Here is a 14,580-nt window from a genome sequence, read left to right as displayed (position 1 = left end):
TGTCACACGCCTGTGAAACAAAAGTGAGATCAGCGGTGGCTCGTCTCTTTCATCAATAGCGCCGTTGCCGCCGACAGCAGGCAACCGGCCAGCAGATAAACCGCCACGCTGTGCCAGTTACCGCCGGAGAAGGTCACCAGCGCGGCGGCAATAAACGGCGTAAACCCGCCGCCGACCACGCTTGCGACCTGGTAGCCCACGCCCGCGCCGCTGTAGCGGTAGCTGGCGCCGAACAGTTCGGTAAACATCGGTTGCTGCACGCAGACCACCATATCGTGAGCGATGTTCGCGAGCATGATAGCAAAGAAGACAATCCAGAAGATCGACTGCGCCTCCAGCGCCATAAAGAATGGCCAGGCGCTGAGGCTCCCAATCAGCGCGCCGGTGATGTAGACGCGACGGCGGCCAAACCGGTCCGCCAGCCAGGCGAAGCAGGGTATCGTCAGACAGCTGATCCCGCCGACCAGCAGGCCGATATTCAGGAACAATTCACGGGGCAGGCCCAGATTCTGCGTCGAGTAGTTCAGCGCAAAGGCGGTGACGATATACATCGTCAGTAGCTCGCACAGGCGCAGGGCGATAATTTTCAGAAAAGCGCCAGGGTGCCGAATCAGGGCTTCCATCACCGGCAGCCGCTTTTTGACGGCCGGTTTTTCCTGCTGCTGTTCGAATTCAGCGGACTCCTCCATGCCGTTACGGATCCACAGTGCGGCAATCACCAGCACGATGCTGAAGATGAACGGAATGCGCCAGCCCCAGCTCAGGAACTGCTCGTCGGTGGTGAGCTGGCTGATTAACGACACCAGCCCTGTAGAAAGCAACAGCCCTACGCCGTACCCGACCTGCACGCCGCTGCTGTAAAACGCTTTCTTATTTTTTGGCGCGCTCTCAACGGATAGCAGCGCCGCGCCGCCCCATTCGCCGCCCACGGCGAAGCCCTGAATGGCGCGTAATGTCACCAGCAATACCGGGGCCCACCAGCCAATGGCGGAAAACGACGGGAGAATGCCAATCAGCGCGGTGGCGATCCCCATCATCCAGACGGTGAGCATCAGCATGCGCTTGCGGCCCAGGCGGTCGCCGAAGTGGCCGAAGATCACCCCGCCCAGCGGGCGAAACAGAAAGCCGACGCCGAAGGTGGCAAACGCGGCGAGCGTACCCATCGCAGGGCTGATCTGGGGGAAGAATTCACGGTTAAACACCAGCGCGGCGGTAATGCCGTAAAGCAGAAAATCATACCAGTCGACGACGGCACCCGCGAAGCTGCCGAGTGCGGCGCGGCGGGCACGATTGAGCGAAGGTGTCTCCGCGTTGGGACGATCGGAGATGAGGGTGGAGTCCATAGTTGTCCTGTCCGTACTGATTTTTTAATTATTGGTATAAGAAAAGGTCACTCACATTGCGCCCGTCATATAAACGGAACCTATGAGACTACCGCGACAAAACGCCTGAGAAAACGTTTTTATCTTTCCGGAAGGTGCTGAATAAATAAATTTCATCCACACCTGCGGCGAGATAATTGCCTCTTCTGGCTTCGTTAAGTGCTGAATGGTTTACAGTAATAGTGACCGCCGCGTGAGTTAAGCTGAGGGAATAACGATGCAACGCACCTTTTCGGCATTCTGGATGATTCTGTTTTTATTCGTCGCACCGCTTCAGGCGGAGCCCAACGTCTATGGCGAGCAACGCATCAGCGGCTGGTGGAATGCGTTGACGGAAGACATTTCGCAAACCTGGGCGCAGCCTCAGCGTTACGATCTGTACCTGCCGTTTCTGAGCTGGCACGCTCGCTTTATGTACGACAAAGAAAAAACCGACAAGTACAACGAAATGCCGTGGGGAGGCGGGCTGGGCGTTTCCCGCTATAACGAAGAGGGTAACTGGAGCGCGCTTTTCGCGATGATGTTCAAGGACTCGCACAACGAATGGCAGCCCGCGATGGGCTATGGCTGGGAGAAGGGCTGGTATCTGGATAATGCCAGAGATTTCCGCCTTGGGCTCGGTGCCGCCGCAGGCATCACGGCGCGAGATGATTTTGCGAACTATGTCCCGCTACCGTTCATCTTCCCGCTTTTTTCGGCCAGCTATCAGCGCGTTACCGTCCAGTTCACCTATATTCCCGGGACTTATAACAACGGCAACGTGCTCTTTGCCTGGCTGCGCTTAGGCTTTTAAAGGGTGATCACCTTTTTTGCCACGGCGTTAGACAATACCAGCATGGAGAAGAGAACAGAGGTGACGAACGTAAGTACAATCAACGCCAGCTTCATGCCGAGTGACGTCACCGGTATCAGCGCCGTCAGCAGATGAAACACCGAGTAGTGCACAATATATACGCCAGTCATCGTTTTGCTGATGGCGGCCAGTATGGACTCCTTAAACTCAGCATTGCGGCGAAAGCGCACGCCGTTCGCCGCAATCACCAGGGCAATAATCAGGATGTAGATCTGCGAGCCGGTGAGGATAAAGGCGTTTCTGTCGGCCTTAAACAGGGCAAAAAAGAAGTGGCGCTCGTAAAACCAGGTGAAGAGATAGATAAACGGAATGGCGATAACCGCCGCCCGGACTACATTTTTGCGGCTTATCCACTCGGCGATTTTAGGATCGCAGAAGAGTTGCCCCGTCAGATAAAACAGCAGCCACGTCCAAAGCCGATACTGCGGTGAAAGAGAAAGGACGTGCGTTTCAGGATAAAGCGCCGATAACAGATCGTATCCGTAGGAAAAGAACAGCAGGGCAGCAATCGCGCCGCAGAACAGCGATCTCCGCTGGCTAAGCCACTCTACCGCCGGGTGGAAGGTGTAAATCACGACAAAGGCGAACACGAACCAGGGCTGGATTAAATACCCGCGCTGATAAGGCTCCCACAGGTAGTAGATCGTTATCCAGAACAGAAAAACAATCACAAGACTTTTAATTTTACCCAGCTGCCAGCGCGTGCCGTGCCGGGATTGTCCGTCGAGATAGCCCGACACCACAAAAAACAGCGGTGTAGCGATCGTCGAGATAAAGGTTAAAAATCCCAGGATCCAGTGATAGTCATAATCATAATGATCCCAGGTATTGTAGATGGTGAAGAAGGTCACCGCCGTCATACAGCCCAGCGTCTTGATAATGTTCAGCCCTGTCGCATTCATTGTTGTTTGGCTTCGTCCTTACGATGGAAACACGCATAGATCACGGGGAGTACCAGTAGCGTCAGGATTGTAGCAAACCCCAGTCCAAACATAATCACAACGGCCATGCTCTGGAAGAAAACATCCAGCAGTAGCGGAGCCAGGCCAAGTACGGTCGTGAACGCGGTGAGCAGGATAGGGCGCAGGCGCGAGGTGGCGGCATAAACGATCGCGCTGTGCTGATCCTTTTGCGTTTTCTGCTGTTCGATTTCTTCCACCAGCACGATGCCGTTGCGGATGAGCATTCCGCTCAGGCTCAGCAGACCAATCAGCGCCATAAAGCCAAAGGGTATGCCGGTAATTAAAAATCCTGGTGTGACGCCAATCAACGCCAGCGGTACGGTCAGCCAGATTGCGACGGCATTTTTTACCGAGCTGAACATCAGCACCGTAATGACAAACATCACCAGATACCCGAGAGGCAGCGTTGTGAACAGCCCTTGCTGCGCTTCACTGGAGTTTTCCGCATCGCCCCCCCACTCGATGCTGTAGCCGTGTGGCAGGGGAAGGGCATCTACCTGCGGCTTCACGCGGGCGAGAATATCGCCGGTGGTTTGCTGGGTCAGCGGGTCCGGGTCCGTCTGAACCGTCAGTACCCGCGAGCGGTCGCGTCGAAGAATGAGCGGATCTTCCCACTCCAGAGAGAAGCGACTGACGACGTTACTCAGCGGGATATACTGCTGCCGCGCCTGGCTCCACACCAGCACGTTGTTCAGGTGGCTGGCATCCAGCCTTTCGCTTTCCGGGGGCCTCACCACCACGGGCAGCAGGTCGCTGCCTTCCCGATACAACCCCGCCCGGCTGCCGGAGAAATTCATCTCCAGCGCGTTGTCGACGTCCTGTTTATCCACGCCAAGCTCGCGTCCCAGCGCGGCAACGTACTGCGGGCGGATCACTTTGCTGCGGTTTTGCCAGTCGTTTCGGACGCTCCCCGTAGCCGGATCGCGCGCCAGAATATCGTCCACCTGGCTGGCAATCAGGCGCAGCCTGTCAGGATCCGGGCCTTTAATGCGCACTTCAATAGCGCTGTCGCCGGAAGGGCCAAACATCACCCGTTTCGTGCTGGCGTTCACCTGCGGGTAGTTTCGCGCGATGTACTCGTCAACGTGGCGGGTCAAGGGGGAAATGTTACGCTGGTCATCCATGCGCACCATGATCTGCGCATAGTTGCTGTACTGCCGCTGTCCGCTGTAGGTCAGAATAAACCGCATGCTCCCCTGACCGATGGTAGAGACGGTGGTTTCCACGCCGGGCTGGCCCTTGATGGTTTTCTCAATATCACCGGTCATTTTCTCGGTCCATTTGATATCGGTCCCGTAGGGTAACCACAGGTCGACAAAGAAAATCGGCGTATTGGACGACGGGAAAAAGTTTTGCCGCACCGCGCCAAATCCCCAGACAGACGCGGCCAGCAGGGCGGCCATCACTACCAGCGTCGGTGCCTTATGGTGCAGCAGCGTGTTAAGCAGGCGCTGATAGAGGCGGTAGAGACGTTTGTCGTAAGGATCTGACTCGTCAGTGGTCTCCGGCGCGCTGTCGTTTTTAAACAACCACCACTTAATCATCACCGGGGTGAGGGTGAGTGCCGAGAACCAGCTCAGCATCAGGGAAATCAGCAGCACCTGGAAGAGGGATTTACAGTATTCCCCGGTGGAATCCTGCGACAGCCCGATAGGCGCAAACGCAAGGATAGCGATCACCGTCGCCCCCAGCAGCGGCAGGGCGGAGCGACGGATGATCGTGTTAACGGCGGTTAATAGTGGGGAGCCCTGCTGTCGGGCAATCAACACCCCTTCGACAATGACGATGGCGTTATCCACCAGCATGCTGAGGGCGATAATCAGCGCCCCAAGCGAGATGCGCTGTAGCTCAATGCCCCAGAGATACATAATCAGCAGCGTGCCCAGCACGTTAAGCGCGAGGGAAAACGCGATGATGATCCCGCTGCGTACGCCCATAAAGATCAGCAGCACGCCGATGACAATCGCCAGCGCCATCAGGAAGTTAATAATAAAACCGTTAACAGAATGGCCCACTTCGGCTGCCTGATCGTAAAACAGATCTATCTGTATGCCTGCCGGTTTTTCCGCCGACATCTGGTTGAGCTTCGCCTCCAGCGCGTGGCCCACGTCGATCACGTTCACGCCGGGAATAAACGAGACGCCCATGGTGACGGCTTTTTTGCCGTTGGCATGGTAGATACTGGCTGGCGATTCGTTCAGCCCGCGCGACAGCGTGGCGATATCCCGCAGACGCGTCGCCGCCCCCGTGCCGGAAGGCGTGATGATGAGATCCGCCAGTTCATCCAGATTCTCGAACTCACCGGTCGGGTGCAGACGAATGGATTCGCTGCCGGAGGTGATTTCTCCGGCGCTGGAAACGACGTTAAGCCTGCTGAGCAGGGCGGAAAGCTGGTTCAGGGTAATGCCGCGCGCGGCCATTTTGGTCAGGGAAATATCGATATTGACCTGTTGGCTTATCGCTCCGCCGATGGCAACCTTCGCGACCCCAGGGACCAGAATCAACTCGCGGCGCAGCTGCTCCGCGTATCTCACCAGTTCAGGATTACTGAATTCATCCCCGTAAATGGCGAAGAAGAAGCCGAACACGTCGCCGAAATCGTCATTCACAAAGGGCGTGACGACGCCGGGCGGGAACTGACGCGAGGCGTCGCCCACGCGGCGGCGCAGTTCATCCCAAATCTGCGGCAGTTCGTTTGAGTGATAGCGTGACGCGATGTTAACGGTGATTTGCGACAAACCGTTTGAAGAGATGGAGCTCACGTTGTCCAGATAAGGCAGCTGCTGAAGGGCATTCTCCAGCGGCAGCGTCACCTCTTCTTCGACCTGCTGAGCGGATGCGCCGGGGTAGTGGGTGACAACCACTGCGGTTTTGATGGTAAAGGCGGGATCTTCCAGCCTGCCGATATTCAACAGCGCGAAAATACCCCCGATGCCCAGCAGCAGAATCGTTAGCCAGACGCGAACAGGGTTATTAATAAATTGACGAGAGATATCCATTACAGTCCCCGTTCACGCGTCCAGATACGCACCGGCTGGTTAGCATGCAGCTCCCCAACGCCTGCGGCTACCACGCGCTCACCCGCCTTAAGCCCGCTGGTGATCACCACGCCTTCGGTAATCACTTGCCCCACGCTGACCTTGCGGTCTTCAAGATGGAGCGTGTCGCCTTCTCCCGCCACAACCCATACGTGCGGCTCATTGCGCGGGCTGTTGTCCGGGTTAAAGACTGCCTCAACCGGTACGACCAGCGCCTGAGTGCCCGCGCCAGCCGGGAGGTTGGTTAAATTAATGGTAACCGTACCGCTTACGCCACCGACGGCGGGAAAATCATCTGGCCGCGGCATGGTCAGTATTACCTGCCAGGTCAGGGTATTACTGTCGCTGCTGCCCGAGTGTTCTTTATAAACGGCGGTAAATTCCCGATCCGGAATGGCGTTAATTCTCACTACCGGGCGATACTGCGCGTTGCGAATATCAAAGGTCTTAAACAGGTTTTCAGGGATGCTGAACACCACGTCAAGCAGATCGGTGCGGGTTAACGTCGCGATGGGCTGACCGGCAGACACTACCTGATGGTTTCGGACATGTACGCTGGCCGCCGTCCCGCTGAAGGGGGCGACAAGCGTCATTTGATTCAACTCTTCTCGGGCGATCTGTAGCGCTGCATTCGCAGAATCGCGGTTCGCACGCTGCACGTCCATTTCGGCTTTCGAAATCGCCTGGCGGCCCGCCAGCGTCTGGAAGCGATCGAATTGCCTCTGGGCCAGCGTCGCCGCCGTTTGTCTGTCATTAACCCGCTGCTGGGCTTCACGGGCATTCAATCTTGCAAGCTGTTGACCCTGCTTGATGACTGCGCCCTGACGCACATCGAGCGCTTCAATTTGACCTGCGCGCTTGAAGGAAAGGTCTGTGGCATCGCCCGATTCAATACGGGCGGGAAAAACGCGCTGCTGGGCGTTACCGGGAACCGTCACCTCCGCAACTTTTACCATCTTGGGCAGGGGGGAGACGTCTTTGGGTTTCGGGTCGCACGCTGTGAGCGTTAACAAAACGAACGGTAAAAGAGAGAGGTAGCGGTTCACTGTATTCCCCTAATAAATAACTGTTTTATTTATTCCATAACCTGGACAGGGGTGACACTATTCTGCCAGAACAGTGACGACCATATAGGTAAATAAACCAATCGCCGTGCTGGCGATAATGGCAAGCGCAATAAACATACCCAGTCGGATCAGGCTTATACCATACATACATTCCTCCGTGAGCCGGAAGCGGTGGCTAACTATGAGCATAGTCGGCGAAAAGATAAATGTTAAATAACCATTAGCAGTGGGGAAGCGCTAAACCTGATATTCCTGTGCTACGTTTAATATTATTCATCTCTTTTTACCGTAACTGGCATTAAGGGCAACCCCCTGCATTTAATGCGTTTTTATGCTTCATTCACTCTCATGTTGGTTATAAAAAGGATGCTCGATATGTATAAAAACATTCTCGTTCCGGTGGACGTCTACGAGACAAGCCTGGCGGATAAAGCGTTGCAACATGCACAGTTTCTGGCGCAAAGCGCATCGGGTGACATTCATTTGCTGCACGTCATGCCCAAATTTTCAGCCGAACTGACGCGCGGTTTTATTTCAGATGCGCGCAAGATGGATGAATATATGATTAATAATTCGAAAGAAAAACTGTCTGACCTGGTCAAAAAATTGAATCTGCCAGAAGAGCGGGTTCATCTCCATGTTCGTAGCGGAAATGTTCGTGATGAGGTTATTAAGCTGGCGGATGAACTTGCTGCTGGCGCGATTATTGTCGGCTCTCGAAATCCAAATATTCAAACCCATTTGTTAGGATCGGAGGCGGCAAGTATTGTCCGTTACGCCCATGTTCCTGTTTTCGTTATTCGTTAATTACATGAAAGCAAGGTGATTTCTGAATAGAACCTGAGGAAGGAACGATGAAAACAGGAAAATCTGAACGTCCATATTATCAACAAACCGTTGACGAAACCCTGTCGAATATCCACTCCACTCTGGAAGGACTTAGCGGCACTGAGGCATCAGCCCGACTTCAGCAGCATGGTGAGAATGCTTTGCCGCAAAAAAAGGGCAAACCCGCCTGGCTGCGCTTCCTGGCGCATTTTAACGATGTATTAATTTACGTTTTGCTGGTGGCCGCGTTGCTTAAGCTCTTTATGGGCCACTGGGTAGACATGTTCGTGATCCTGGGGGTTGCCATCATTAACGCGCTGATTGGCCATATCCAGGAGAGCAATGCTGAAAAATCGTTGCAGAGTATTCGCAATATGCTCTCCAGCGAAGCCGTGGTGGTACGACAGGGGAATCATGAAACGATCCCCACCACGTCGCTGGTCCCGGGTGATATCGTGGTGATCCGCGCCGGGGATCGTATTCCTGCGGACCTGCGTGTGATTGAAGCGCATAACCTTCGCGTGGAGGAGGCCATCCTGACCGGCGAATCCACCGTTGTTGAAAAAAACAGCGATGCGTTAAGCGGGGAACTGCCTTTAGGTGACCGGTATAATCTGCTTTACTCAGGCACCACCGTCAGCTCCGGCGGCGGTAAAGGCGTGGTGGTGGCAACCGGGGGGGAGACCGAGCTTGGCCACATCAATCAGATGATGTCCGACATTGAAAAGCACCGCACGCCGCTGATGGTGCAGATGGATAAGCTCGGCAAAACCATCTTCATTACTATCCTGGTCATGATGGTGGCGCTGTTTGTTTTCAGTCTCTTGTTCCGGGATATGCCGGTTTCTGAACTGGTGCTGTCGCTTATCAGCCTCGCCGTTGCCGCCGTGCCGGAAGGCCTGCCGGCCATCATTTCCATCATCCTTTCGCTTGGCGTACAGGCCATGGCGCGTCGCAAGGCCATCATTCGTAAGTTGCCCACGGTGGAAACCCTGGGCGCAATGACGGTCATCTGCTCGGATAAAACCGGCACCCTGACGATGAATGAAATGACGGTCAAAGCGGTGATTACCGCTGAGACGACCTATCGCGTTGAGGGCGACAGCTACGAACCGGTGGGGAATATTCACCCCGTAGATGACCCGACGCCCGTCAGCGTGACGCAGGGTTCCCTGCTGGAACGCTACCTGCGCACCATTGACCTCTGTAATGACAGCCAGCTGATCAAAGACGAGCAGGGGCTGTGGAAAATCACCGGGGGGCCGACCGAGGGCGCCCTGAAGGTGCTGGCGGCAAAAATCCCGCTCCCAGCGCTTGATACGGAAATGCGCAGTAAAATCCCGTTTGATTCGCAGTATAAATACATGTCCACGCTCTACCGGCTGGGTGAAGAAGAGGCGATTTTAATCACCGGCGCGCCGGACGTCCTGTTCCGCCTCTGCCAGTACCAGCAGACGAATGACGGACTGCAGCCGTTCGATCAACCTTACTGGGAAGGCAAGATCGAAGAGTATGCCCGGGAAGGGTTGCGTATGGTGGCTGCGGCCTGGAAACCTGCCCACGAGGGACAGCGCGAGCTGGATCACCCGGACCTGCGTGATGGCGTGATCCTGCTGGGTATTGCGGGAATGATGGATCCGCCGCGTCCGGAGGCCATTACCGCGATTGCCGACTGTCTGCAGGCCGGGATTCGCGTGAAAATGATCACCGGCGACCACCCGCAAACGGCCATGAGCATTGGGCAAATGCTGGGGATTGGTAACGCTGCAAGCGCTATCACCGGACGCGAGCTGGAGGCGATGGATGACCGTCAGCTGAGCGACGCCGCGCAGCAGTACGATATTTTCGCCCGAACCAGCCCGGAGGATAAATTCCGCCTCGTGCAGGCCCTGCAAAGTAAACAGGAAGTGGTGGGCATGACCGGGGATGGCGTAAATGATGCCCCGGCGCTCAAACGGGCGGATGTGGGTATCGCCATGGGGATTAAGGGGACAGAGGTCACCAAGGAAGCCGCCGACATGGTGTTAACGGATGACAACTTTGCCACTATTGCCAGTGCGGTGCACGAGGGGCGTCGTGTTTACGATAACCTGAAAAAAACGATTCTCTTCGTTATCCCGAGCAACATTGCGCAGGCCCTGCTAATCATCATCGCGCTGCTGGCGGGGAACCTGATCCCTCTGACGCCGGTCCTGATCCTGTGGATGAACATGGCGACGTCGGCGACGCTGTCGTTTGGCCTGGCGTTTGAAGCGGGTGAGAAGGACATCATGAACCGGCCACCGCGTAAGGCGAATCTGCATGTGATGGACGGCTATGCCATCTGGCGCGTAGTGTTTGTCGGTCTGATGATTGCCATCAGCGCTTTCGTGTTGGAAGCCTGGCTACAGCCGCGCGGTTACTCAGCGGAATTTATCCGCACCGTGCTGCTGCAAACCCTGGTGACCGCGCAGTGGTTTTACATGCTTAACTGCCGCGTTAATGACGGCTTCTCGCTGAGCAAAGGCCTGCTGGCGAATAAAGGGATTTGGATCGTGAGCGGTGTACTGCTTGCGCTACAACTTCTTATCATTTACGCACCCTTCATGCAGATGCTGTTTGGCACCGAAGCACTGCCGTTCCGCTACTGGGTCATCACCTTCCTGATTGGTTTTGTGATGTTCCTTATTGTCGAGGCGGAAAAAGTGCTGACGCGCAGATGGCGCAAAACCGAGGCGTAATAGCGTAAACTGAGAAAGCCTGCCTGAGTCGAGGCTTTCTCTTTTTTGAGCACAGGAAATTATGATGCGATTTACCTGGTTCGTCCTTACGCTGTGTGCCGCTGTACCCGGCGCGTTTGCCGTAACCTATACCTTACCGCCGGAAGGCAGTCGTCTGGTGGGAACCCCGATTATCATCACCGTTCCCGAGCGCAATACGTTACCGCTTGAGGCCTTTGCCGCGCAGTACGGGCAGGGGCTAAGCAATATGCTGGAAGCGAACCCGGGGGTGGATCCTTTCTTGCCCAAATCCGGCACCCGGCTGGTGATTCCCCAGCAGCTGATTTTGCCCGACACCGTCCGCGAGGGGATTGTCGTTAACGTGGCGGAAATGCGTCTCTACTATTATCCATCGGGCAGCAATACCGTTGAAGTGCTGCCCATCGGCATCGGTCAGGCCGGGCGCGAAACCCCGCGTAACTGGGTAACGGCGGTTGAACGTAAGCAGGTGGGGCCAACCTGGTCTCCGACGCCGAATACGCGCCGTGCCTATGCGGCAGAGGGAAAAACGCTGCCAGCCTTCGTGCCCGCCGGACCGGATAATCCGATGGGGCTGTATGCGATCTATATTGGCAGGCTGTATGCCATACACGGCACAAACTCGAATTTCGGCATCGGACTGCGGGTGAGCCAGGGCTGTATTCGTCTGCGCAATAACGACATCAAATACCTTTTCGATAATGTCCCCGTTGGAACCCGCGTACAGCTTATCGATCGGCCCGTTAAAGTCACCACGGAACCGGACGGCAGCCGCTGGGTGGAGGTTCACGAGCCATTATCACGTAACCGTGCGGAGTTTGAATCGACCCGAAAAGTGCCTCTGCCAATGTCAGCCGCGCAGCGGACGCAGTTGATAAACGAGGGGGCGGGAGCCGAACTGGAACGGCGGTCAGGGATGCCGGTGAAGCTTGCTTATTGAGGCTGTGTTGCCCTGAGGCGCTGCGCTTACCGGGCCTACAGTCCTGTAGGTCGGGTAAGGCGAAGCCGCCACCCGACAATTTTACCCGACGCAGAAAAGCAAAAAGCCTGCTTTAAAAGCAGGCTTTTCAAATTTGGCTCCTCTGACTGGACTCGAACCAGTGACATACGGATTAACAGTCCGCCGTTCTACCGACTGAACTACAGAGGAATCGTGTGAACGGGGCGCATATTATCGACCTGCGTTCACCTTGTCAAAGGGTGGATCGCCGCCTTTTGATCGTTTGCTGACAAAATCGGCAAAGTGATGTTTTTGACAGCGGAATGCACCGCTTTGGTGCGGGTATACCTCTAATGGGGCAGATCATAAACTGCTGTTTCGGTAATAAAACCCCCCTCCATGATTAGGTTTCCTTATTTTCAGGCGCTTAGCGCCCAATTCAGACCGCCTGGTAAAAGTGGCATTCATATTGCAAAACCTGTTCAACAACGACAGCCGGTTCCGGCACAGCATTTCGAACAGGGGGCAAAATGAACTTAAGACGACTGAAATACTTCGTAAAAATCGTCGATATCGGCAGCCTGACTCAAGCGGCAGAAGTGCTGCATATCGCGCAGCCTGCGCTGAGCCAGCAGGTGGCTACTCTGGAAGGCGAGATGGATCAGCAGCTGTTGATCCGCACCAAACGCGGCGTCACGCCCACGGAAGCCGGTAAGATCCTGTATACCCATGCGCGCACCATTCTTCGCCAGTGTGAACAGGCGCAACTGGCGGTAAATAACGTGGGGCAGACCCTGAGCGGGCACGTGTCCATCGGGCTGGCGCCGGGAACGGCGGCATCGTCCATAACCATGCCGCTGCTGCAGGCCGTCCGCGCTGAGCTGCCTGAAGTGCTGGTCTATCTGCACGAAAACAGCGGTTCTGTCCTGAATGATAAACTGCTCAGTGGCCAGCTGGACATGGCGGTCCTTTACGATCGCTCCCCGGTTGCCGGGATCACCAGCCAGCCGCTGCTGAAAGAAGATCTCTACCTCGTGGGCACCCGCGACTGCCCGGGCCAGAGCGTCGACCTTACCGCCGTGGCGGAAATGAACCTCTATCTGCCGCGCGACTACAGCGCCGTGCGCGTGCGTGTGGACGAAGCGTTCTCCCTGCGCCGCCTGACGGCCAAAATCATCGGCGAAATCGACTCGATCTCCACGCTGACCGCAGCCATTGCCAGCGGCATGGGGGTGACCGTTCTGCCGGAATCCGCAGCACGCTCGCTGTGCAGTGCGGCAAACGGCTGGATGGCGCGGATCACCACGCCTTCTATGAGCCTGCCGCTGTCGCTGAACATGTCCGCACGCGGTTCGCTGTCGCCACAGGCGCAGGCGGTAAAAGAGATTTTGATGTCGCTGGTCAGCAAGCCATCGCTTGAGAACCGTGAACTCCAGCTCGTGAGCTGATATTCCATAAAAGCATAAGATGCTGGTTTTTATTATTTGTTCTGCAGCACGGCTGACTCTAACAATAGAGCTATGTCAGATGCGCCGGAGTGAATCGTGAATTTCCAGCAACTTAAAATTATCCGTGAGGCGGCCAGGCGGGACTACAACCTGACCGAGGTCGCCAATATGCTTTATACCTCCCAGTCCGGCGTCAGCCGCCATATCCGCGAGCTGGAAGAGGAACTGGGCATAGAGATCTTTATCCGTCGCGGCAAGCGGCTGCTCGGCATGACGGAGCCGGGTAAGGCTTTGCTCACCATCGCTGAACGGATCCTCAACGAGGCCAGCAACGTGCGTCGCCTGGCGGATCTCTTCACCAATGACGCCTCGGGCGTGCTCACCATTGCCACCACCCACACCCAGGCGCGCTACAGCCTGCCGCCGGTGATTAAAGCGTTCCGCGAACTTTTCCCTGACGTCCGTCTGGAGCTTATCCAGGGCACGCCGCAGGAAATTGAAGTGCTGTTGCAAAACGGTGGTGCGGATATCGGCATTGCCAGCGAACGCCTGAGCAACGACCCGCTGCTGGTGGCTTTCCCCTGGTTCCGCTGGTACCACAGCTTATTACTTCCGGTCGATCATCCGCTGAATCAGGTTTCTCCCCTGACGCTGGAAGACATTGCTAAATGGCCACTCATTACCTACCGCCAGGGGATCACCGGACGCTCGCGTATTGATGAAGCCTTCAACCGCAAAGGGTTAACGCCGGACATCGTGCTGAGCGCGCAGGATTCTGACGTGATCAAAACCTACGTCGAGCTGGGGCTGGGCATTGGGCTGGTGGCGGAACAGTCCAGTGGAGAACGCGAAGACGGGAACCTGGTGCGTCTTGACACGCGTCATCTGTTTGACGCCAACACCGTATGGCTTGGCCTGAAGCGCGGACAGCTGCAGCGCAACTATGTGTGGCGCTTTATCGAGCTATGCAATGCCGGGCTGTCGGTGGATGAGATTAAACGTCAGGTAATGGAGCCGGAAGAAGTGGCGATTGATTATCAGATTTAGGTGCGGGTTTGCCCGGTGGCTCTGTGTATGACCGGATACATAGGTGACAGATCAGACCCGGAACATAGGTAACACTTTTAGTCTATCCGGAGCACACTCTGGGTTTTTCGGTCGTAGTACGCAAGCGTTATTCCGTTAAAGATGATGGCCTCAAGGCCATCATCTTGTTCTTCCAGCATGATGTACTCATCAGTCAGCGCTTCACTCAGGAACACCGTCCCCTTTTTCCCCATATAGAGTGTCCCCCTCGATTTCACCCTGTAGACCGTTCCTCCTG

10 protein-coding genes, 1 tRNA gene and 1 pseudogene are annotated in these 14,580 nt (G+C 55.8%); 6 read left to right on the top strand and 6 right to left on the bottom strand.

Going from position 1 to position 14,580, the window contains the following annotated elements; genetic code table 11:
• Positions 1 to 29 precede the first annotated feature (29 nt).
• On the bottom strand, positions 30 to 1,343 hold the full coding sequence (gene shiA / locus BFG58_RS22245; protein ID WP_069720589.1) for a shikimate transporter: 1,314 nt from the start codon (positions 1,341 to 1,343) through the stop codon (positions 30 to 32).
• 256 nt (positions 1,344 to 1,599) lie between these two features.
• On the opposite strand from shiA, the gene pagP reads away from it, so the two are divergent.
• Positions 1,600 to 2,175, top strand: coding sequence for a lipid IV(A) palmitoyltransferase PagP (gene pagP / locus BFG58_RS22240; protein ID WP_045908122.1), 576 nt, complete (start codon positions 1,600 to 1,602; stop codon positions 2,173 to 2,175).
• Here the strand turns inward: pagP and BFG58_RS22235 are convergent.
• The 3 genes from BFG58_RS22235 to BFG58_RS22225 are packed head-to-tail and all read right to left on the bottom strand — an operon-like array spanning position 2,172 to position 7,281.
• On the bottom strand, positions 2,172 to 3,137 hold the full coding sequence (locus tag BFG58_RS22235; protein WP_048029361.1) for an acyltransferase: 966 nt from the start codon (positions 3,135 to 3,137) through the stop codon (positions 2,172 to 2,174). The two genes, pagP and BFG58_RS22235, sit on opposite strands and share 4 nt — an antisense overlap.
• Entirely contained in the window at positions 3,134 to 6,196 is a 3,063-nt protein-coding gene (locus BFG58_RS22230) for an efflux RND transporter permease subunit (RefSeq protein ID WP_069720588.1), read from the bottom strand. The genes BFG58_RS22235 and BFG58_RS22230 overlap by 4 nt, the downstream gene beginning before the upstream one ends.
• Positions 6,196 to 7,281, bottom strand: coding sequence for an efflux RND transporter periplasmic adaptor subunit (locus tag BFG58_RS22225; RefSeq protein WP_069720587.1), 1,086 nt, complete (start codon positions 7,279 to 7,281; stop codon positions 6,196 to 6,198). Before BFG58_RS22225 ends, BFG58_RS22230 begins: the two co-directional genes overlap by 1 nt.
• Positions 7,282 to 7,677: 396 nt before the next feature.
• On the opposite strand from BFG58_RS22225, the gene BFG58_RS22220 reads away from it, so the two are divergent.
• The 3 genes from BFG58_RS22220 (at position 7,678) to ldtA (ending at position 11,808) form a co-directional block, all read left to right on the top strand.
• Positions 7,678 to 8,109 carry a universal stress protein gene (locus tag BFG58_RS22220; protein WP_028019628.1) on the top strand — a complete coding sequence of 144 codons (432 nt, stop codon included), beginning with the start codon at positions 7,678 to 7,680 and terminating at the stop codon, positions 8,107 to 8,109.
• A gap of 47 nt (positions 8,110 to 8,156) precedes the next feature.
• A complete protein-coding gene (locus BFG58_RS22215; protein WP_069720586.1) occupies positions 8,157 to 10,850 on the top strand; it encodes a cation-transporting P-type ATPase in 2,694 nt (897 codons plus the stop codon).
• A 61-nt stretch (positions 10,851 to 10,911) separates the two neighbouring features.
• Entirely contained in the window at positions 10,912 to 11,808 is an 897-nt protein-coding gene (gene ldtA / locus BFG58_RS22210) for a L,D-transpeptidase (RefSeq protein ID WP_069720585.1), read from the top strand.
• A gap of 134 nt (positions 11,809 to 11,942) precedes the next feature.
• On the opposite strand, the gene BFG58_RS22205 is transcribed toward ldtA, so the two are convergent.
• Positions 11,943 to 12,018, bottom strand: a tRNA-Asn gene (locus tag BFG58_RS22205).
• A 320-nt stretch (positions 12,019 to 12,338) separates the two neighbouring features.
• On the opposite strand from BFG58_RS22205, the gene nac reads away from it, so the two are divergent.
• Together nac and cbl are read left to right on the top strand one after the other, a co-directional pair.
• Positions 12,339 to 13,256 (top strand): nitrogen assimilation transcriptional regulator NAC, encoded by a 918-nt coding sequence (gene nac / locus BFG58_RS22200; RefSeq protein ID WP_045908128.1) that lies wholly within the window; start codon positions 12,339 to 12,341, stop codon positions 13,254 to 13,256.
• A 96-nt stretch (positions 13,257 to 13,352) separates the two neighbouring features.
• Positions 13,353 to 14,303, top strand: a complete 951-nt coding sequence (gene cbl, locus BFG58_RS22195; protein ID WP_028013741.1) for an HTH-type transcriptional regulator Cbl — start codon at positions 13,353 to 13,355, stop codon at positions 14,301 to 14,303.
• A 77-nt stretch (positions 14,304 to 14,380) separates the two neighbouring features.
• Here the strand turns inward: cbl and BFG58_RS24155 are convergent.
• A pseudogene (locus BFG58_RS24155) lies at positions 14,381 to 14,580 on the bottom strand (hypothetical protein); the annotation flags it as partial.

It is taken from the genome of Enterobacter sp. ku-bf2, assembly GCF_001742765.1.
GTDB lineage: Bacteria > Pseudomonadota > Gammaproteobacteria > Enterobacterales > Enterobacteriaceae > Enterobacter > Enterobacter quasiroggenkampii.
Note: the sequence above shows the minus strand (reverse complement) of the source record. Positions and strands in the feature narration are given on the sequence as shown.